Annotated in this window: 13 protein-coding genes; 10 read left to right on the top strand and 3 right to left on the bottom strand. The window is 67.2% G+C overall.

All coding sequences use genetic code 11. From position 1 onward, the window contains the following. Positions 1 to 92 precede the first annotated feature (92 nt). From CP975_RS36515 to CP975_RS02710, 10 genes are all read left to right on the top strand, one after another. A complete protein-coding gene (locus CP975_RS36515; RefSeq protein WP_167532661.1) occupies positions 93 to 329 on the top strand; it encodes an IS3 family transposase in 237 nt (78 codons plus the stop codon). Beyond that, positions 329 to 676 carry a DDE-type integrase/transposase/recombinase gene (locus CP975_RS02750; protein ID WP_150476535.1) on the top strand — a complete coding sequence of 116 codons (348 nt, stop codon included), beginning with the start codon at positions 329 to 331 and terminating at the stop codon, positions 674 to 676. The genes CP975_RS36515 and CP975_RS02750 overlap by 1 nt, the downstream gene beginning before the upstream one ends. Continuing rightward, entirely contained in the window at positions 677 to 898 is a 222-nt protein-coding gene (locus CP975_RS02745; RefSeq protein ID WP_150476534.1) for an IS3 family transposase, read from the top strand. It abuts the gene before it with no gap. Positions 899 to 1,140: 242 nt separating this feature from the next. Then, entirely contained in the window at positions 1,141 to 3,141 is a 2,001-nt protein-coding gene (locus tag CP975_RS02740) for a dynamin family protein (protein WP_055528766.1), read from the top strand. Beyond that, positions 3,138 to 4,766 carry a dynamin family protein gene (locus CP975_RS02735; RefSeq protein WP_150476533.1) on the top strand — a complete coding sequence of 543 codons (1,629 nt, stop codon included), beginning with the start codon at positions 3,138 to 3,140 and terminating at the stop codon, positions 4,764 to 4,766. Before CP975_RS02740 ends, CP975_RS02735 begins: the two co-directional genes overlap by 4 nt. Positions 4,767 to 4,816: 50 nt before the next feature. Then, positions 4,817 to 7,063 (top strand): Hsp70 family protein, encoded by a 2,247-nt coding sequence (locus CP975_RS02730; protein ID WP_150476532.1) that lies wholly within the window; start codon positions 4,817 to 4,819, stop codon positions 7,061 to 7,063. Beyond that, the gene (locus CP975_RS02725; protein ID WP_055528770.1) at positions 7,060 to 8,016 is read left to right on the top strand and encodes a hypothetical protein; all 957 of its coding nucleotides are present in this window, start codon (positions 7,060 to 7,062) and stop codon (positions 8,014 to 8,016) included. The genes CP975_RS02730 and CP975_RS02725 overlap by 4 nt, the downstream gene beginning before the upstream one ends. After that, a complete protein-coding gene (locus CP975_RS02720; RefSeq protein WP_055528771.1) occupies positions 8,013 to 10,091 on the top strand; it encodes an Hsp70 family protein in 2,079 nt (692 codons plus the stop codon). Before CP975_RS02725 ends, CP975_RS02720 begins: the two co-directional genes overlap by 4 nt. A gap of 16 nt (positions 10,092 to 10,107) precedes the next feature. After that, entirely contained in the window at positions 10,108 to 13,782 is a 3,675-nt protein-coding gene (locus CP975_RS02715) for a CHAT domain-containing protein (protein WP_150476531.1), read from the top strand. A gap of 7 nt (positions 13,783 to 13,789) precedes the next feature. After that, positions 13,790 to 14,560, top strand: coding sequence for a hypothetical protein (locus CP975_RS02710; protein WP_055528773.1), 771 nt, complete (start codon positions 13,790 to 13,792; stop codon positions 14,558 to 14,560). A gap of 637 nt (positions 14,561 to 15,197) precedes the next feature. On the opposite strand, the gene CP975_RS02705 is transcribed toward CP975_RS02710, so the two are convergent. The 3 genes from CP975_RS02705 to CP975_RS02690 form a co-directional block, all read right to left on the bottom strand. Beyond that, the gene (locus tag CP975_RS02705; RefSeq protein WP_167532660.1) at positions 15,198 to 16,217 is read right to left on the bottom strand and encodes a pentapeptide repeat-containing protein; all 1,020 of its coding nucleotides are present in this window, start codon (positions 16,215 to 16,217) and stop codon (positions 15,198 to 15,200) included. Between the two features lie 138 nt (positions 16,218 to 16,355). Continuing rightward, positions 16,356 to 17,440 (bottom strand): IS630 family transposase gene (locus tag CP975_RS36510; protein ID WP_425474222.1). Its coding sequence is split into 2 segments (ribosomal slippage): positions 16,356 to 16,976 and positions 16,979 to 17,440, totalling 1,083 coding nucleotides; the frame shifts between segments, so codons are not numbered across the junction. 1,915 nt (positions 17,441 to 19,355) lie between these two features. After that, a complete protein-coding gene (locus CP975_RS02690; protein WP_055528776.1) occupies positions 19,356 to 21,740 on the bottom strand; it encodes a CRISPR-associated helicase/endonuclease Cas3 in 2,385 nt (794 codons plus the stop codon). Between the last annotated feature and the right edge of the window lies 1 nt (position 21,741).

Here is a 21,741-nt window from a genome sequence, read left to right as displayed (position 1 = left end):
GAGCACCCGCACCTGGAGGTCGAGCCCACCCTCCGGGAACTGAACATCGCCTCCTCCACCTTCTACCGCTGGCGCCGCGCCGAGAAACAGCCGTGCGAACGCATCTGCTACGACGCGGAGTTGACTGCGGGATCCGGAAGGTCCACGCTGATTCCGGTGGGATCTACGGCTCGCCGCGCGTGCACGCCGTCCTCAAACGCGAGGGCACACGGGTGGGCCGCAAGCGGGTCGAGCGTCTGATGCGCGAGGCCGATCTCGCGGGCATCAGCCCGCGCCGCAGGGTTTCACCCGCCAGGAACCGAAGGCCACCCTGGCTCCGGACCTGGTAATGCGCGACTTCACCGCGCCCGCGCCGAACCGGCTGTGGGTCACCGACCTCACGATGATCGCCACCGGGGAGGGTCCGCTGGGGCTCTCCGCGATCCGCGACGCGTTCTCGCGCCGGGTGGTGGCCTGGGAGACCTCCGCCCGCGCGGACGCCGACCTGGTGCTGTCCTCGCTGGAGTACGCCCTGGCCAGCCGCGAGGTGAAGCCCGGACAGTTGGTCCACCACGCCGGCCACGGCTGTCAATACACGTCCGTGAAGCTCACAACACGGCTGGTGCGGGCGGGAATTGAGGCATCCATGGGTTCAGCTGGAGACTCGTACGATAACGCCCTCGCGGGGAACCTCTGAATGATCATCAAGACCGAATGCGTCCGCGGTCGGGTCTTCGCCACCCAGGCCGAGGCGAACCTGGCGCTCTTCGAGTACATCGACGGCTTCTACAACAGCCGGCGCATCCAGAAACGGCTCGGCTACCTCAGCCCCATCGAGTTCGAGGAGAAGCACTACGCCGACCAGGCGACGGCTGAACAAGCGAACCTGAACACCCATCAACCCGCCCTGACCAGCTGATCAGCACCTCCCGATCAACGGGGAACCTCAAGACGGCGTCACCACCGAATGTGAGACACAGCCGTTGATTGGACGCGCCCCACCGTCGATAGACCAGTCGCGTCACAGAATGTGACCCTTTGGTCCGTCATTGGCCATTCCTTCGATTGGTCGTATATTCCGCTTGGCGGGTAGGTGTCGACCGCTGGCAGTCCACGGGCTGCCGCCACGGCCGACATGTCGGGCCAAGGGGGGCCGGTATCGTGGTCAACTATGACGAGCGCGAGCGGGAGATCCTGGCGCTCTTTCCGGCAGTCGTGGGGGCGGCGCTGGGCGCGGGAGCCCAGGCGAGCGTGGAGCGCCTGCACGAGGCGGAGCGCGGACTCTATGAGAAACAGATGGCTCTCGTGGTCATGGGTGAGTTCAGCCGGGGGAAGTCCTCACTGATCAACGCACTGCTGGAGGAACCGGGACTGCTTCCGGTCGACTCCTACCTGTCCACGCGGGCCGTCACGACCCTGCGATGGGGTGCCGAAGAGGTCATCACCGTCAGCCTCGCCGCGCACGGGGAACGCCGTGCCGAGGAGCGCCGCATCAGCCGGGAGGAGCTCCGCTCTCACCTCTGCGAATCCGCAGTGGCGGACGGATACGGCGCGCCGGACGCGGACCGCGTGTCCGCGGTGTCCATCGAACTGCCGAACCCCAGGCTCGAGAGCGGAGTGCTGCTCGTCGACACGCCCGGCGTCGGCGGGGTGTACCGGAGTCACAGCACCGCGACCCTGGGCGTGCTGCCCATTGCTGATGCCGTGCTGTATGTGACGGACGCACTCCAGCCCCTTCTCGCGTCGGAGTTGGCGTTCATCAATGTCGTCGCACGCGCGGTGGGCGCCGCCACCCACGCGGAGCGACTGTTATTCGTCGTCACGAAGTGCGATCAGTCGCCCGATGTGGAAGCCGCCGTACTCGACCTTCGGACACGGCTGCGGGCGGTGCCGGGCCTGGCTCCCGAGCGGTTGGCTATCGTGCCGGTCTCCAGCCATCTGCGCCTGGCCCACCTGACGGAGCATGATCCGGAGGACTTCGAGCTCAGCAACTTCGGTCCCCTGGAGGAAAAACTCTGGCCGACGCTGGCGCGGTCCGGCGCCCGGCTGCTCCAGGAGGCGGCTCTCGCCGAACTGGATCGGGTGACAACGTCGCTGCTGGCACCGGTGGAAGCGGTCCTGTCCGTGATGAACACCGAGGACCGCTCCGTGAACGAGAGGCTCGCCGCGGCTGCCGACGCCGAGGAGAAGAGGGCTGCCGCCCTCGCCGACGGCTCCGCCGTGTGGCCGGATCGACTCGCCGAGGAAATGACCGCTGTAACCGTCGAGCTGAAGCAGCGGGTGGACACCGATCTGGCCGAGATGTGGCGAACGCTCCGCTACGCGTACCGCGGCCGGCAGGAACTGCTCGACGATCCCCAACTGCTTCTGGACCGTGTGGCGCAGGGCCTGGCCCTGCTCACCGCCGAGCTGAGCCAGCTCGTGCGGAAACGGGCGGCCGAAGTTCACAAGGCGTTCGAAGTGCAGACCAGGGTTCAGTTGAGGGACACAGCGCCGGGCGGTCTGGCCACGCCGCCGCTGCCCACGGCGTCAGCTGCCGTACAGAGCCGACGGCCGGACCCCTCTTCGCCCCTGCTCACCGAGCTGCTCATCGCCCTGGACACAGCGACGGAGGGAGCCCGGCGGGGTGCCGAAGCGGGTGGGCGGCTCGGAGAGGTGGCGTGGGAGGTGGCTCTGCGCAGAGCCCTGCCAGCCGAGCAGGTCGAACGGGGCGTCACTCGGGTTCTGAAGGCGGGCGAGGGGCCGTACGAATCGCCTGCGGCACTGGTCGGACGGATGGTCGGCGGCGTCGTGGGCGCCACGCTGTCCTTCACCCGGCAGCTGCGATGGCTCCGCGAACTCGCCCACAGCGAACGGGTCCACGCCCTTGACCAGGTATTCGAGTCCTGGGAACCGGAGCAGAAGGCGTTCCTCCAAACGGCTCTCGCCGAGGTCGTCGAGGCCCACACGCGCCAAGTGACGGAGGACTTACGTCATCGCGTCGAAGAGCGCCGTACGGAATGCGCCGCCTCGGCGAGAGCAATCGCGGCCGCACGCGCAGCCGTCGGTCAGGACAGAGCAGTTGAACGCGCCGCAGCCGAGCAGCGCTGCACCGTACTGCTGACGCTGCAGGAACGCATCCACCAGCTGGCCGAAGACCTGCGGACGCAGGGAGCCTCGTGAGCTCGGCCCCTGTATGGATCGAGTCTTCAGTACCCGTCGGTCCGCAGCCGACCGGGTCCCCCCTTCGACTGCGAGCCGAGCGGGCGCTCGATGTCGCCCTGCACCGCATACCGCCGGGCCCCGACAGCGGTCACGTCCGTCACGTGCTGGAACAGGCCAGGCGCGCACTGCACACGCCGATGCGCGTAGCAGTGGCGGGAGTCGTCAGTTCCGGAAAGTCGACGCTGGTCAACGCCCTGGTCGGCGGAGAGCTGATGGTGACCGGCCTCAATCCCGTCACCTTCACCGTCAGCGTCCTTCGCCACGCGGACGAGCAAGCCGTCACAGTCCACTTCCGGGACGGCCGACCTTCCGAGCACCACTCGATGACGTCATTGGCACGGTTCACCGCCCGCACACCGGACGGCCGTGGCTGCGTGGATGCCGCGTGGGTGGATGTCCACGGCCCTTTCCCGTACCTGCGGTGGTTCGACCTGGTGGACACCCCGGGATTCGGCTCGCAGTTCGAGGCGGACGCTCTGGCGGCCCTCACGGCTCTCGGGCTCACCGCCGAAGGCGTCAGCGCCGCGACCGCCGCCCAGCTCAGCCGTGCCGACGCGGTGCTCGCTGTCCTGAACGCGGGCGTGTCCCGCAGTGACGCGGATCTGCTGGCCCGCTTCCGGGGCAACGACCTCGCCCTGTCCCCGGTCACCTGCGTCGGGGTGCTCACCAAGGTCGAACTGGCCTGGCTGGGGGAAGCCGGCCGTCCCGTGGGCGATCCGCTGGTGCGGGCACGGAAAACCGCCGAGCGGATCGCCGCGGACCCGGACATGTCCCGTCTGTTCCACGATGTGCATCCGGTGTGCAGCAAGGTCGCGGCAGCGGCCGTCGCCATGGGCGACGAGGAGTACACCGATCTGGTCTCACTCGCCCGAACCGATCGCGCGCTGCTGGAGAAGCGCCTCCGCGTGCACCGAGCCTTCGCCACCAGTCCCTACGGCGACCTGCCGCTGCCCCCGGAGCGGCGGGGACCGCTCGTGCAACGGTTCAGCCCGTACGGGATCGCCCTGGCCACCGCGCTGATTCGGGAAGGCGTCGACACACCGGACGACCTGAGGGCTGAGCTCGACCGACGCAGCGGGATGGCGGCGCTGCGCCAGGCTCTCGTTCGGCATTTCGGCCGCCGACGTGACCTGATCAAACTGGGCCGCATCCTCGACTCAGTCCACGCCATGGACGTCGACGGGCCGGACATCTGCGGCAAAGACCCCCGAACCCGCGCCGCAGTCCGGAACGCCCTACAACAGATCACTGATCTCGAACGAGACGAACTCGCCTTCGTGGAGCTGCGCACGCTGAGGCGTTGGTACGAGGGTGAGATCGCACTGTCCGAGGCGGAGGCGGCGGAGCTGCGTACGGCGATGGGCGAACAGGGCGCATCCGTCGCCGAACGTCTCGGACTGCCCCCGGTCACCGTACTGGCGGAGATGGAGAGGACGGCGCTGGAGCGGCTGGGCCACTGGCGCACATCTCCGGTTGCGAACCAACCGGGCGGGCGAGCGCTGGTCCAGGTGATGGAGCGCCGGTACGAGCAGCTGTGTCATCGAGTCCGCACGGCCCGGGCGTTGTTGGAGGAGCAGGAGTGACCCCGCCTCCGGAGCCCGCCGGGCGACCGCCTGCGCAAGCCGTTCTCGTCGTGGATCTGGGAACGACCACCTCGTCGTCGGTCCTGCTGGCCGGAGGAGAACGGCGTCTGGTGAAGGACCCGTCGACGGGCCGGGACTGGTGGCCCACCAGCGTCTTCGACGAAGGGGGACGGTTACTCGTCGGCTCGGCGGCCGAGGACCGCAAGGGCGACAACCCCCGTGCGTACCTCACCGAGTTCAAGCCCCGCCTGGGCAGCGACTCGCCCGTCCTGCTGGACGGTCGGCCCTATCCGGTGGTGGAGCTGGCTGCGGCGGTGCTCCGAGAACTGCGCTCCGCCGCACGGCAGCTCGGCTTCGACCCGGGGCGACTGCTGATCACGGTCCCGGTCTCCGCCGACGAGAAGCAGCGGGCCGCGACAATCGACGCGGGCCGACTGGCCGGATTCACCGACGTGGAGGTCCTGGCAGAGCCCGTCGCGGCCGCCCACTCCCAGGCGGTCGGCAGCCGCTGGGCCGACGGCGACGTCGTGCTCGTCTACGACCTCGGCGGAGGCACCTTCGACGCGGCACTGGTCCGCATGACAGACGCAGTGCAGCCCGAGGTACTGGCCCAAGGGGGACTGGCCGAGAATCACGGCGCCCGGGAGGTGGACGCGGCTCTGGTCCAGGACTTCCGCCCCCAAGCGGAGGCGTGGCTTGCCGGACACCGGAGCCGAGCCGACGAGCAGGACCTGCTGGAACAGGCCATGGCCCAGGCCGCCGTCACCCTCAAACACCGCCTGAGCGCGGCCGAGGACGCTCGCGCGTACGTCTCCCTGGGGCTGCCGCACATGTCCGCCGACCGCGACCGGCTCCGGCAGATCACCGCACCTCTGTTGCGCGGAACGGTGAACTGCTGCCTGGCCCTGGTCGACCAGGCACATCTCACCCTGGACGACATCACCGGCGTACTCCTGATCGGCGGCGGCAGCAGAATGCCCGTGGTCGCCCCGTACCTCGCCCATCACCTCGGCAGGCCACTGCATCCGGCGGCCGACGCGGTCCTCGCCGTGGTGGAGGGCGCGTCGCGGTGGGCGGCCGACATGGCGGCGCGGTGTACACCGTCGGACGCACCGCCCGATCTGGTACGGCCCCTGCGCTGGACGCTGCCGCGCGGTGACCGGGCAGTCCTCGGCCGCTGGCTCGTGGAGCCCGGTGACGCCTACTCGGCAGGCTCCACGCTGGCCAGGGTCCGGCTGGTCGACGGTGCTCTGCACGACCTGTCCGCACGGGAGCCGGGACGGGTGGTCCAGCGGCACCTAGACAAGGACCAGCAATTCTTCACCGGCGACTGGATCCTCACATCCCTGCGCCCGCCGATACCCGCTGAGGTACGCGGCAGTCCCCGTATGGTCCGTTCCTGGGCCGCTCGTGTCACCGCGCTCGCCTGCAGCCCGAACGGCCGCAGACTGGCAGTGGCGGAACAGGAATCGACAGACCGCTGCACCGTACGGGTTGTGGACGCGGACTCGGCGAGGGAGATCTGCCAGCGCCCGGAGAGGGGACGTGTTCGCGCCCTTGCCTGGACTCGAGACAGCGCACACCTGGCGTTCGGGCTCTCTTCGCAGGAACAGTCCGTGCACCTCCTGGATCCCGAGAATCCGGCGATCACCGTGTGGACGTCGCGGCTCCCGGGAGCCGCGCAGGCACTCGAATTCCTGCCCGGAGGTCAGTACCTGGCCATCGCCTGCGGCCAGGGATCACTGCGGCTGGTCGACGCCGGCACGGGCCGGACACACACAGCCACCGAAATTCCGACGTGGTCGGCGGCGTTGTCCGTACATCCGGACGGTCGAACACTCGCGGTCGGTGGTGACGACAACGAGTCCGGATCAGGCGTCACACACGTCATCGATCTCGACGACGAGCAGAGGTCCCGCACCCTCACCCACACCGCACCGGTCCGGGCCGTGCGGTTCAGCCCGGACGGCCGGTCACTGGCCGTGGTCGGCGGCGAAGCCGGGGGCCGGGGTTACCTGGACGTGTACGACACCTCCGCCTGGTCCGTGATCCTCGCCTCCACTCATCGGCCCAGCATGCGTGCCGTGGACCTCTCACCCGACGGCGCCCTGGTGGCTGCTGCGGGAAGCGACGCGAGTGTGCAGGTGTGGAGCGTCCGTGACCAGCGACCGCGGGCCCATGCGACAGCAGCCGGAGACCCCACGGCCATCGCCATCACGTCAGACGGGCACCGGCTCGTTGTAGGGGCGCAAGAAGGGGTCCGGATATGGGCTCTGACACATGAGGGGGAAGCATGACTGAACACGGCCCCGAGCGGAACAATCGCGCCGGCCCTCCCACGGACCGCGGAGAACCACGGGTCGCGCCGCTGCCTCCGCTGATCGGCAAGGGGCAACTGGTCAGGATTCTCGACGACTTCGAGCCATCCGGCGGGGACTTGCAAGGCTGCGGGCCGAACGAGGTCGCAACGGCGGTTGATTCCGTGTTGCGGGCCCTGCGAACCCAGGCCGTCCAGGAGATGCGAGCCGACCGGCAGGCTCGGGAACAGCTCCGGGATGTACTCGACGTCCTCATCGTCGCCATTCAGAAGATGCTCGAGGAGGTGTCGCCCTCGGTCTTCCAACAGGCGGTGACGCACGCCGCCGGAAAACAACTGGACGACCGCCGAAGCCAGCACCGCGGCCCCCTCAGCAAGGTACAGGCGAAGATGAACCAGCTGAGGTCTCACGGCAGCCACCCGGCCGCCGATTCCGAGCCCCCGCCCGTCAAGGACACGCGTGCCGCCCAGCTGCACGAAGCCGCGCTGATGGCGGCACGTGCCGCACTCGGGCGCGTCGAGGACGCCTTCAGCCGATCGCCGCAGCCCCCGGAGGTGCGGGACCGTCCCTGGGACGCGGACAACTCGCTGATGAGGCTCGTCCAGGACCTGGTCGGGGCTGCCCGGCGACGCAATGAGGCGCTGGCCGGGGACGCGATCGACCGGATGTGCTCGGAACTCGAGCGGCGACGTATCCGGATCGTCCACTACGACCCGGAACTCGAACCCGAGCAGCAGACCCATCTCTTCACCTTCCACGGCGCAGGCGACGCCCCATCCCCCCAGCTCGAGGAGCTCACGCCCGCGATCACGGTGGAGGCGCCGAACGGGGCACAGCGTCTCGTCTTGGCCGGCGAGGTGCACTGTTCCGCATCGGTCGACGCACAGGGTGACGGAGCCGGCGACAGGGGAGAAGGTGACACATCTTCATGACCAGCCACGCATCGGGTGACGGGCGGGTACTGCTGATCGGCTTCGATCTGGGGCACGGCGAGACGGCCATCTGCACCGCATGGTCCGAGTCGAGGGACGAGCCGCGCGTAGCCGCTCTGCCCCGCAGCGGGAAGGGCAGTGGGAAGTCCTACCCCACGGCGGTCGCGCTGCTCACCGGCCCGTCGCAGCAGCATCCGACCCGCACAGTGATTGGTGGTGCCTGCTTCGCCCGCCGGCCCAGGGAAAGAGTGCTGGAGTTCTACTCCACGTTCAAAAGCGCCGACCTCGAAGACGGCGGCCGCACCCAACGAGCGGTCGAGCTCTTCGTGGCCCACGTCGTGCGTGAACTCATCGGCCTGTCCGAGACGGACGACGCACCGCACGACGTGATCGTCATCTCGGCCGACACGCCAACCCGTTGGCTCTTCGGTACACCGTCGGGCTGGAGCCTGCAGCAGCGGGAGGCGTACCGCGATCTGCTGGCGGGTCTGTGTCCGGGCGAGGTGGAGGTCCTTCCGGAGTCGCGGGCGGCCCTGCTGTACGGCCGTGAGTCGCGTGACCTGCCCAACCCGCTGGATCTGCTGGAGGGCGACACGGTCGCACGGCTCACCTCCGTGGTCATCGACCTCGGGTCGTCGACGGCGGACTACACCATCGTGACCGGACTCTCCGCGCACCCGGACACGGGCAACAACGCGCTCGGCGCTTCCCTCATCGACAGAGAGCTGATGCGGCGGAGCGGCGAGGACCACGACGACCGGGATCGATTGCTGGAGGCCCTGGAGGTGCCCGGTTCGAGGGCGCACCTGGAGTACCAGTGCAGGCTCTTGAAGGAGCAGTTCTTCACCGATGTGGACCCGCTCGAACCGGACCTCACCACCTCGCGGAGGACAGTAGAGGTCAAGACATCTGCGGGCGAGCGCATCGATGTGGACATCCGGCTCACGTCCGATGTGCTGGACGACATCACGAACGCTCCGCTGACCGCGCTGAACGGGGCGTCGTGGCGCGAAGCGTTCCGCGACGACCTGGAGAGGGTGAAGGCCAAGCTCGACGACGAGGGTCCGGACCTCGTCATGATGACCGGCGGGGCTTCGCGGATGCACTTCGCGCAGGACATCGCCCGCGAGGTCTTTGGCGAGAGCCGGGTGGTTCTGGGCGCCGAGCCCGAGTACGCCATCGCCAAGGGACTGGTGATCGCGGGCAGGACCCGGACTCGTGTGGAGGGTTTCCGGAAGGACCTCAAGGACTTCGCGGCTTCCGGGCGGATCGAAAGCATCGTCGACGAGAAGCTTCCGGAACTCGCCGGGACGCTCGGCACCGTCATGACCGAGAACATCGTCGAGGAACACGTCATTCCCGCCGTCCTGCGCTGGCGCACCGGAGAGCTTGATTTGGTGTCGGACATCGAGACGGAAGTGGCGCGCACTCGGGAGAACTACCTGTCCTCGCGCGCCTTCCGCAGCCGCGTCGAGTCCGAAGCGGAAGACTGGAGCAAGCGTGTCAGTGCCCTGGTGGACACCCGGACCGCCGAAATCTGTCGCACATGGGATATCCCGCCCGGGGCCCTGAGCCTGTCCCGGCCGTTCGTCCCGCGCAGCGCCTCGCCCGTGGGCTCGTACTCCGACCTGGCCGTGGAGAACCTCAACACCATCGGGAAGGCAGCCGTCGGTGCGGTCGCCTACGTGGCCGGAGTCATCGGCATGGTGGCCGTCGGGGTCTCGCTCAACCCGGTGGGAGCCGCTGTGGCCGCCGTCGTCGGCGTCGTTGTCCTCGTCATCGCCGCGGTACGCGGCAAGGAAGAGGCGATGAGGTACGCCAGGACCCGCCCAATGCCGGGCCTCTTGCGCAAGCTTGTCAGCGAACGGCATCTGCTCGGCAAGATCCGTGCCAAGACGGCGGAGGACTCCACGGAGGAAACCGCCGCGGCGGAGTTCGCCACAACGTTCCTCTCCGAGCAGCGTGACGAGATCATCCGACTAGTCGGCGCCACGGTCCGCGAGCATCTGGAAACAGCGGCCCGGTACACGGAGCTGCTGATCCAGCCGGAGGAAGGTCCGGTCGCTCATGAGTGACGAGTTCTCCGAGCTGGTGCGGGCCGTCCTGGCGGCCCGCGGCCCCGAAGAGTGGAACGACACGCTGGAGCGGTTCGGGGCACAGCTGATGGCGGACCCGCTCCTGAGGCAGCGGCTTGCTGCGCTGATACCCAAGATCCACGGTTTGGGCCGTGAGGACGAAGCGCGCACCCTGCAGCGGTGGTGCGACGAGATGACGTCCCACCACGTCGGGGTGGAACGGTTCGGGCAGGCTCTTCAGGAGGCGGTGGACGACGCGGACATCGACCGAGTCCTGGTAAACCACCGCTCATACGTGACCCCGCAGCTCGTGGACGACACCCTCACCGAGATCCGCCGCCTGCTGTCCGACGAGGCCCCCATCCCCCTTGGCATCGCCGTTCCGGGAGTCCGGCGCCTCCTAGGTGTGAGCCTTCGTGTCGCCGTGTTCCTTCAGGACGAGGGGCTCGAAGCCCGGTGCCGGCTGGAGAGTTGTCGTCTCGCCTTCGCTCTGCGGCAGCCGGAAACGGCTGCGGAGGAACTGCGCGCCGCGGCCCACCTGTGGCGGTCGGTCGGCAACATGTTCGAGCTGGGCCGCTGTCTCAGTCTTGTCGGAGACGCCATGGTGCGTCTGGACCGCAAAGACGAGGCGCTCACCGCCTTCAAGGAAGCCGTCGAGGTGCTCCGTGAAGCAGGTGAGGGCGCCGACGCGCTGCTCGGTCCCACCTACCAGGACATTGCGACCCTCCTCAGCGCCAGGGGAGACATGGATCAGGCGCTGGAGTTCTTCGACATGGCGATCCGGCACCGCCTCGACGCCGGCCAGGTCGAGCGTGCGCTTCCCCTGCTCCCGCTCGTGTTAAGCAACTACGCGGCCCGCGGAGACACCGGCAGAGCCCTGCCGCACGCGGAGATCCTGATCGATCTCCTGCCGTCGAAGATACCGAGCAACGAAGTAATCGTCTCCGACCTCATCACGCTCTCCCGCGCCTGCCCGGCCACAAAAGTCAGCGACGCACTGGCCGAGGGGGCATTCCTGAGCGCGGACCGGAGCGTCGGTCCGCGGGGTGACAGGGCAGAGCCGGGAGAGCTCACGATGCCGTCAGCGGGCGGGATCCGGTACGAGGAGTACATCGACCGGGAGGCGCTGGCCGAGGCTGAACGCTGGTGCGCCGTCGCGGACCGTGCACACGCACTCGCGCCAACGGCGGAGGGTTCCGCTGCCCTCGACCTGCTGGGAGCTCATCTCGGTGTACTGACGGGCAACGTCGATGGAGCCGCCGACCAAGCCCGTGCTGCGCTGCGCCACTTCGAACGGCTGAACCTGCGGGCGGAGACCGCCTCCGCGCTGTCCGCGCTCGCCCAGGCCGAGAACATGCGGGGACGCCCCGAGGCGGCTGTCGCGGCGTGTGACCGCGCCTTGCGCCACACAGGCCCTGACTCCCAGCTGGGCCGGCGACCCACCTGGCTCATCACGCGCGCCGAGTCTCAACTGCTGCTCGGCAAGCCCGAGCAGGCCCTGGAGTCGCTGCGCGAGGCGATTCGGCTCTGCGAGGGTGAGACGAGCCGAGAGCAGCAGGTCGACTGCGGGTCGGCCCACCACATGCTAGGCATGTCGTACGCGTACCTCGGCGACGTTCAAGCAGCACTCATCAACCACCACCAGGCCGGGGCGTACTGCCAGCTGCTGGGACACCGGCGCGGTGAGGCCGCGACGCTGCACGCCTTGGGCGTTCTCCTCGGCCGCCTCGGACAAGGCCGGTTCGGTAAGCCCCGTGTGGAAGACCTGGTCGCGCTCCAGCAGACGTTCGTCTCCATGGACCCCGCGTTCGCCTCCACACCGATCGACGGCTGGATCTCCATCACGGCAACCCGCCTTCTCCAGCGCGCCGAGAGGACGTATCAGGAGATCAACGACGAGCTGGGCCGGACAAAGGTCATGACGGACCTCGCCAACTTCCTGCCATCCGATGAGAACCCCCGCCGGATCACCATCCTCACCGAGGTGCTGACCCGCAAAAAGGCGATCGGCGACAAGCTCGGTACGGCAGTGGTACTCGCCAATCTGGGGTCGTTGCACCACGCTCTGGGCCGGCAGGACGAAGCCGCGCAGGCTTTCGAGGACAGCCTGCGCGTCTCACACGCGGCCGAGTTCTTCGAGTCCGCAGCCGATACGTCGTACAAGCTAGGGCTGTTGCGGCAGGAACAGAACCACCCCGCCGTCGCGGAAGCCTGCTATTCCGAATCGGTGCGCATGATCGAAGCAGCACGGTTCGACGTGCCGCTCACCGATCGGTACCGGGTCAACTTCGTCCGCGACAAGGCCCGGCCCTACGGCAGACTGATCGATGTCCTGGTCTCCAGGGAGTCCTACGACGAGGCGTTCGAGCTCGCTCAGCGAGCCAAGTCACGTGCCCTGCTGGAGATGGCGGGAACGACGACGCTGCAACCGGTGGCTCCTCGCACCGGCAGATTCGCTGAACTCCTCAGCGAGGAAGAGGACTGTCTGTCGCGCCTGCGGGCCGACCGGTACCGCGGTTCACCCCTCGCTCCAGGCCCCTCCCGGGCCACGACGACCACGACGACCTCGGTACGCAACCGGCTCGATGCCGTGTACGCGGAAATGACGGCATTCGACCCAGACTACGTGTCGCTGCGTCGCGGAACGCCGTCGACAGTGGCGGAATTGCGTACGTGGCTGGCCGCCCAGCGCCGGCCCGTCCTGCTCGTCGACTATTTTCTCAGCGATGAACGGCTGACTCTCTTCCTTCTACGAGCCGAATGGGACAGCGTCCGCGTCGCGACCCCTCCCATGACGCCCGAGCAATTGCGTGAGGGCTGCCGTGACTTCCAGCGCCAGGTCGTGGACGACCACAACGCGGGAAGTGCGAGCTGGACCAGACTGTCCACCTCACTCACGGCGCCGCTCGCCCCCCATCTCCGCTCCGGCGACCTCGTCTACCTGGCACCCCACGGGATCCTGCACGGTCTACCGCTGCATGCCCTGCCCTGCGGCTCCACCCAAGCTCTTGCCGCTGCCCACCCTGTCGCTTACACCCCGACCGCCGGTCTGCTCCCACTCGTCCAGAATCCGGCCAAAGGGACGGGAAAACTGGAATCCTGTGCCGCCTTCGGCGTCGTCTTCGAACAGGAGGCGCGCGAAGTAGCGGGCCTGTTCGACGCGGAGGCGATCGTGTCCGACGTACTGCGGGTGGATGACATTCCCCAGCTGTGCAGGGGAAAGGACATCTGCCACTTCTCCTGCCATGGCTACTTCAACAGCGTCGACCCGCTCTCCTCCGGTCTGCTGCTCGCCGACGAGGGCCCCAGATGCGCATACGGACCTGCCGCAACCGTCATGACCGCCCGCCACATCATGGATATGGAGCTGCGGGCGGAGCTGGTGTGTCTGAGTGCCTGCCAGAGCGCACTGAGCGAGGTGAGCACGGGCGACGAGCTGGTGGGGCTGATCCGTGCCGTCCTCTACGCAGGGGCCTCGTCGATCGTCGCCAGCCTCTGGTCCGTCGACGCGGAGACCACCCGGGAAATGATGACGGTCTTCTACCGGCGTCTACGGGACCACTACCGTCACACCGGCACGATCGACAAAGCGAGCGCCCTCCAACAGGCGCAGCAGGAAATGATCTGTCAGGCGGGTGCGCGGTCGTCGTTCCAATGGGCACCGTTCGTACTCATCGGAGACTGGCGATAGGGAGCGAATGACCAACATCGACGACCCGGACAGCAACACAATCGAGCTCGCACCGATCAGGCTGGACGGTCGCCCCGTCAAAGCACCAGGAGAGGATCAAGCCGACCTCACGACCGTGTTGGGAAAGCGCAACCGCGTCCGCCTCGGCGCGCCTCGGTACAGCGACTACGTGGCCGAGCTTCTCTCCGAGTCCTCCACACTGCCCCGCGAGATCGAGCAGCTGGTACAGCAGGGCTACGACCTCCATCGAGTACGGCCGAGCCTGACTCTCCTCCCCGATGGGGACTGCGTTTTCGTCGCTGCCGAGCTGAGCCTCGAACTCCTCACCACCCCCCGAGCCGACGGCGGCAACCACATGACGCCGGCGATCGCGTACGAGGTGAAGCCCACCGTGGTCCTACAGGAGGTCCCGTACAACAAGACCTCCACAAAGAGCCGCGAGCTCGGCACTGACATCGGCAAGCTGCTCGCCAAAGTCACCGAGGAGAACGTAGAGGAACGAAACGGCGTGACTTACGTACAGCGAGTCACCGGGCACGGAGTGAACTACTCGGAAGTGGGGTGGCGTCTGCGCGCGACTCCGGACCACGAACTGCTCGGAGACGTTCTGGGCCTTGAGACCATCGTCCGAACACCGACGGGGGCACAACTGTCGGGGCAGTTCCGCATCACCGTCGACATTGCGGTACGGACGGGCCTAGACAAATGGCTGACCCAGCGCTTCGGCCCCCGCAGCAACGCACCAGTACTCAGCGTGGCCTACCCGCTCTCGGGTTAACGCGGGAAGGTGGGGCCGTTGGTGGAAAATTGCGTGGAGTTCCGGCGCGTTGCCCTCAATCCGCAAACACCAGGCGCTGAATGGTCGATGCCAGACTGGTCGGCGTGATCCCTGAACATATGAACGACGCCCCGCCACCTGTCTACGCCGACAGCATCGACGTACCCGTGCTGTTCCGCAGCGGCCCGGCACGCCGTCCCCACCCTCAGTGGCGCACGGCCCAGCACGCACCCTGGGAAGCCACGGGACTTCCCCCCAGTAACGGGTGGTACATCCCCACGACCACCTGGCGGAAGATCATCAAGGCGGCGCCCGGAACTGTTCGGCAGAGGGTGCTTGGGCACGACGCTGTGGATGCCGAACCGGGGCCACGTTCACGTGTACGCCGACGCCTCGCCGCTCTCCGTGACCACGTCGGCGCGGCTCAGGCCAGCTTTCGCCTGGCTCGCCTCTGCGGCGCCGCCGGTCAGCACCATTACTGACCTTTGCAGTGCGTTGTCGGTAGGGCTGGCGGTTCGCCTGCAGAGCTCCGTGCAGTAGCGGACAGCTCTGCGGCCGTCTGTTGGCCCTGCAACCGCGAACCGAAAGACGATCTGCGCCACGAGCCCCCATGGCCGAGCCTCCCGGAGGCAGGTTCTCATCTCGGCAGGTCGTACCAGGTCTGCGGGCGGGGCGGTGGTGCACTTCCATCAGCGGTAACTACTCCGGCGGCTGCGGCGTCAAAGCCGCCGGGCCAGACCGTACTGGCATCGGCGACCGCTCCTGCCAGGCTGGCGCGTGAGGCTTCCGTTCCGGTTAGATCGGCACCGCGTAGGTCGGCCTGGTCCAGGCAGGTGCCGTTGAGGACAGCCCCGGTCAAATCGGCACCGCTCAAGTCTGTCGCCCGCAGGTCAGCCTCCTCCAGCCGTACATGCCACAAGATCGCAGACCGCAGGTCGGCCCGGTGCAGTCGTGCACCGCGAAGGAACGACCCTGCCAGCCAGATGCCAGTTAGATCTGCGCCTCTTAGATCTGCGCTTTCGAGATTCACATCCGAGAGGTCGCTGTAATGAAGGTCGGCTTTTTCGAGATCCGCGAAAGCCAGCCTCGCGCCCCGCAGGTCGGTCCGGGCCAGTCCCAACACGTGCCGATTCGGCACCAGAGCTCGACGGCCGAGGACTGTCATGGCCGCCTGACGGTCGGTGCAGCGTACGGACAAGGAATCCGCTGCACGGTGCGTAAGGGCAAGTTCGTGCTTGTGAGCCGGATCCCGTGCCACCGGCCGTGCTGAGGATGGATCGGCAGGCCAGCTGCGCTGGACAAATGCGCAGAGCACCTCCGCGATTGTCACGCGGTCATAGGGGGAGTCGTCGGCGATGCGTTCCAGTGCGAAGATCGCTCCAAGTCGAACTTCCGGGCTCACGCTGCCCAGTTGCTCCACAGCAGCTGCGAAACGCTGGGTGATCTGGCCTTGGTTACTGACCTGTAATTGTCGCCAGCTGAAGAAGGCACCGACCAGCAAAGCGACTCCGGCCAGGCCCTGCAGCAACGTGGTACGGATGTCGTTAATAGCCTTGGCCTGACCCGAGACAGGCGTGTCTGGAGCGTCCCAGCCCAGCAAGTATCTGGGGGCCACCACTGTCACGAAGGCGACCAGTAGAAGGCTGCTGCAGATCACGACCACAGTGATCGGCCGTGACAGGCCAGTGGGGCGTTTGCCTTGACGCTCTTGTTCGCGCAGGGGATGCCCGGGTAGAGCTCGCAGCTGTCTCCTATTCCTAGCCATCTCCCACCGCTTCCACATCGGCTACTGAATTCATCGGAGTGTTGTCAGGTGGTGGGTGAGGCTGAATCCGGTGCCGGAGACGCAGCCGTCGATGAGTTCGGGATGACGCTGGATGTGCCGCAGGCCGTGGCGTAAGACGCGTTCGAGGTGTTCGTGATCGGCGAAGGCGGTGTTGGCCAACGGGCCGCGTCGCAGCAGTGACCACACCCCTTCCACCGGGTTCAGATCCGGTGCATAGGAGGGAAGCTGCACGATGGTGAGCCAGTCGTGTTCCGCGGCGTACTGACGCATTCCGGCGGCCCGGTGGGTGTTGCGATTGTCCCAGATCAAGACGATCGGGGCGCCGAGCTGCAGGTGGGCACGCACGACCAGGTCGCGGTAGTCGCTCCAGGCGAAGCTCTTGCGTGCTAAACCGGGATGCTTGCGGTGACGATACGGGCGGTAGATCAGCCGTGAGATCTCGCCGGGTTTATAGCAGCACAGGGCGGCGATCGAGAAGCGGCGCCAGGAGCGTCCCCGCACCCGCACCACCGGCGTGTGCCCCCGCCGGCCCCAGGTGCGGGCGATGGAGGGCGTCATCGAGAACCCGGCCTCGTCCTCGAACACCACGTAAGCCCCGAGCGCCGCCGCAGTCATTCCACCTGCGGCCACACCTCCTTCTTCCACAACCCCACCGCGTCCTCATCGCGCTCCAGCGCCCTGCGGGCGGGCGACTGCCAGGACCAGCCATGACGGTGCAACAACCGCCACACAGCCGCCGGCGAACAATCCAGCTCGAACTTCCACCAGATCAACGCCCGGATCCGCGCCAACGTCCAGCGCTGGTCCTCCCAGCCGTGCACCGCCGGACCCCGCGCCAACTCCCGCTCCAGCTCGACGAACCGCTCATCGGACAGCTTCGGCACCTTCGCCGGCCCCGACGACGCCAGCGCACCCATACCGCCCACCTGCCAGACGCGCCTCCAGCGCTCCACCGACCGCTCACTGACCCGCACATCCTTCACGATCACCGCGTTCTTCTCGCCCCGCGCGAACCGCTCACCGGCCTCGAACCGGATCCGCTCACGAAACCGCTGCCGCTCGGCGGTCAGCCCGCCACCCTGCGAATACCGCATACCACCGGCCTACCGCAGGGATCACCAACCGTCACCCTCCCCAACAACACCGCGAAGAGTTCAGTAGGACCATCTTCTCCGGGGTGATGGCCATTTAGAACGCTCGTTGTGACCCCTCGTAGGGTCGATGAGGGCGCCAGCAGTGGGCCGAAACCCAGTACGGCCTCACCGCGTTGTGACGCCTCGTAGGATCGATGAGGACGATGCCCGGCATGACGACCAACGTCGAATTCGGCCTGTTGTGACCCCTCGCAGGGTCGATGAGGACTCCGAGGGCAGCCACAGGCACGGCATTGCCAACAAGTTGTGACCCCTCGGAGGGGTGATGAGGACCTGGCACACCTCCGGCCGAAGCGGGACGAGCTCGGCGTTGTGCCCCCTCGAAGGGGCGATGAGGACAGCGCAGGCGCTGCACGAGCTCGGCTCCACCTACGTGTTGTGCCCCTTCGAAGGGTCGATGAGGGCCGTTCGGCGAGGACCTGGTCAAGGCGGGCCTGCTCCAGTTGTGACCCCTCGCAGGGTGGATGAGGACCAGACAGCGACCTCCGGGGAACGGGGCACCATCAAGTTGTGACCCGTAGCAGGCTATGAAGACTCGAAGTAGGGCATGCCGAGAACCACCCCGACATCGTGTTGTGACCCCTGACAGAGTCGATGAGGACCGCCAAGCTCTCACGGAGCTGCAGACGCAGTACGCGTTGTGACCCCTCGATGGGCGATGAGGGCCCTATCCGGATGAGGCGGGCAACACCGTGTACCACACGTTGTGACCCCTCGCAGGGTGAATGAGGACGTGGACTGCGGACACAGCGAGAACCACCCGCACATCGCGTTGTGACCGCTCGCACGATGGATGAGGGCCACTCCGGACCCGAGCAGGCCAGTGTCCGCCTGTGGAGTTGTGGTCCCTGGCAGGAGCGATGAGGACGGGACGAGACCGGCGCTGGGGACATCCTGCAGGCCACGTTGCAACCCCTCGCAGGGCGATGAGGACACGAAGTCTGGGACGACATCATCAGGGACCTCGATTCGTTGCGACCCCCCCGTAGGGTCGATGAAGACGGGAGCATCCGGTGCGCGGTGGCCTGTAAAGGTTCCAGTTTGTGACCCCTCGCATGGTGGACGAGGAATGGTCGCCGTGCCCGAGGTGCACGTGCTGACCGGCACGTTGTTATCCCTGGTGGGGGCGATGAGGACACTAACCTCGCTGGCCTCCCGCTCGAATTCGAGCGAAGTTGTGACCCCTCGCGGGGTGGATGAGGACTGCCAGATCAGCGCTGCCCCACCAGAGACATCAGTGTGTGCCCCTTCGAAGGGTGTATGAGGGCTCGCCGCGTACTGGCTCGATGCAGGTGACTGCTTGTTGTGACCCCTCGCAGGGGCGAAGAAGACCGCCGAACGCATCAACGGCATCGTCGCGCTCTGACCCTTGCAGGGTCGATGACGACCGGAGTCTCAGCTGACCGACACCAACCGGAAGATGACGTTGTGACCCCTCGACGGGGCGATGAAGACCTGCGATGACTGACCGCCTGTCGCCGCAGCGCGAAGCGTTGTGATCCCTCGCAGGGTCGATGAAGACTTGCGGTGCAGGGCCCGAGCTCCGGTGTTCCCGGCGAGTTGTGATCCCTCGCAGCGTCGATGAGTACGGGCAAACCGGATCGCGGACGCTCTGGAGAGTATCCGGTTGTGATCCCTCGTAGGGTGGATGAGGACTAGTGGGAATCTCGCCGGGCCGTGCGGTCCGGCCACGTTGTGATCCCTGCAGGGTCGATGAGGTCGAGGTTGCAGTTGAGTAGGGCGATGAAGCGGAATCGAGTGAGAGATTTCGCGTACATTGTGACCCCTTTCGGGGCGATGATGGGTATGGAGTTTTCAAGGTGCTTGCCTCGGGGGGGCGTGGCGTGAGCTGTGGTCAGTTGCGAATTGCGCCGAGGCCATTCTCTTCGTCGTATTCGGCTTCGATGATGTCAACTTCGAGTTGTTCATCCCATGTTGTGCGGTTGTTGCCTGCGATGGGGATGAGGAGGTCCTCCGCCAGGAGGCGTCCTGGTCGTCGTCCGTCGTCGATGGTGAGGCGGTATTCGTATTCGGGGCGGTCGGCGGCGAGGATGGCCTCCTTTCCGTCGAACATTGCGTCGAAGTCGTTCTTGAGTGTGGAGCGGTCCCGGAAGGGCTCGCTCCAGGTCAGGAATGCGTGGGTGAATTGGTCCTTCGATTGGTTGAGTTCATCTCGCCAGGCGTTGCCCCAGCTTCCTGGGATGTTGGAGTAGATCTGGTTGAGCCACGTGCCGATCATGGCTTCATCGATGACCTCTCCGCTGTGCTGCCGAAGTATCTGCCAGGCGAGGGCGACCGGTTCCTTGGGATAGACCCCGTCAGCGAAGAGGCCAGGTTCGCCGTGGCGGGGCAGGTACTTGGGGGCGTGGACGATGACGTCTGCCGGTGGTCTGGCGCCGCTGCGGTTGACGCGGCCGAAGCGTTGGCACAGGGCATCCATGGGGGCGCATGCGGTGTGGATGGTGTCGAAGTCGACGTCGAGTGACACCTCGACGGTTTGGGTGGCGACGAGGACGCCGCCCTTCCGGTCCGGGTGGCCGTTGCGGTAGCGGGCGCGGATGCGGTCTTCGATGGCCGCGCGGTGGTCGCGGCGGTAGCGGGAGTGCAGCATGATCGCCGCGTCCCGTTCGCGGTGGACGCGCCGGGCGATACCTCCGAGCTTGCGGTAGAGGGCACGGGCGTTGGGCCGGTTGTTGGCGACGACGAGGAGTGCTTCTCCTGCCTCGATGCGGCCGGACATCTCGGTGATGGCTGCATCCGAACCAAGGACGTTGTCGCGTGTGAGCTGGCGGTGCCGGCGGGGGAAGACGGTGTCCTTCGGCGGCTGGATGAGCTGTACGTGCTGGGCCAGAGCGGTTTGGATGGCCTCCTGGAGTGCGTCGGGCAGGGTGGCGGAGACGATGGCGATGCGTCCTCCGAGGTGTTCCCAGAAGCTCATCATGGCGAGGATCATGCCGAGGCGTCGCGGGTCGTAGGCGTGCAGTTCGTCGAGGATGAACAGGGAGTTCGCGGCGTCCAGGAGGGCGCTGGAGTGGGCGGGGCCGGCCAGAGCGCCGCGCAGGGGCTGGTAGGGGGTTCCGACCCGGATCAGCTCGCGAAAGAGGCGGGTGGCGTTCTCTTGGGCGAGGGATTTGCGTGCGGCGGCGAGGGACTCGGCGTCGCTGGCGCAGTCATCGTTCAGGGCGCGGCTGAGGTAGTAGGAGGCGGCGTGGGAGTGGGAGACGCCCACTTGGCCTGTGGCTTGTAGTTCTCCTTCTTCGAGACGGCGGACCATCGCGTTGATCGCTGCAAGGTAGGGCAGCAGGTAGAAGACGCGGGGGGTGCCCTGGCCTGCGGCAGCCATGTCGTGAAGGTTGTGCAGCGCCCACAGAAGTGCGGCTTCGGTCTTGCCGGAGCCGGTCCATGCGCGGATGAAGACGTGACCGGTGGTGTGCGCGGCCTCAGTTTGTTGCGGGCGCAGGCCGTGGCCGTGGGTTCGAAGACGTTCTTCGAGGCGTTGCCGGTATGCGGGGGTGAGCGGGTGATCCCGGTGCACGGGCGTGTGGGCGGAGGCCATGCGGTCGGCCATCGTGACGCCGCCTTGCAGGAGTATGGCGGTCAGCCCGTCGGCGTCCTCTTCGGAGTCCAGTGGCCATTCCCAGCGGTCCATGAGCTCACCGAAGAGAGTGTGGGTGTCCTTCAGGAGCCTCTCGGCGGTGAGCGTGGGCGGCGGGCCAGGTGAGGCCAGGCCGGCCGTGACGGCGGTGGTGTGCAGCCAATTGGTGAGGTCCTGAACGGCGTTGGCGTCGATGCGGCCGAACTTTCGCGCGAAGTCCTCTGCACTGTCACGCCCGTAGAGGGCGAGGAGCGCGCGGTGACGGCCTTCGCCGCCGGTCAGCGGGCGGTGGTGAGTGACGATGCCGGTGGCGATCCACAGGAGCTCTTCACGTGGGAGCTTGGCGAGGATGGTGGGAAGGAAGCCGAGGGACAGGACCTCGTGCCGCTCGCCCCAGATTTCGGCAGGTTCAGGCGTGTTGCCGATCTGCCGCTGAAGGCCGTAGGCGACCTTGCCGGTGTCGTGCAGAAGGGCGGCGGCCCGTAACCAGAGTGCGAAGCGGTGATGTGCGATGGGTAGGCGTCCGATGCGGGCGGCGACCGTGTTGGCGCGGTGGAGCGTTGTCAGGGAGTGGTCGGTGAGCAGCTCGCCCGTGGCGCGTTGGCCGCGGGGGCTCTTGGCGCGGAGCGAGTGGCGGTCGTGCATG

It is taken from the genome of Streptomyces alboniger, from assembly GCF_008704395.1.
In the GTDB taxonomy this organism is placed as follows: Bacteria; Actinomycetota; Actinomycetes; order Streptomycetales; family Streptomycetaceae; genus Streptomyces; species Streptomyces alboniger.
Note: the sequence above shows the minus strand (reverse complement) of the source record. Positions and strands in the feature narration are given on the sequence as shown.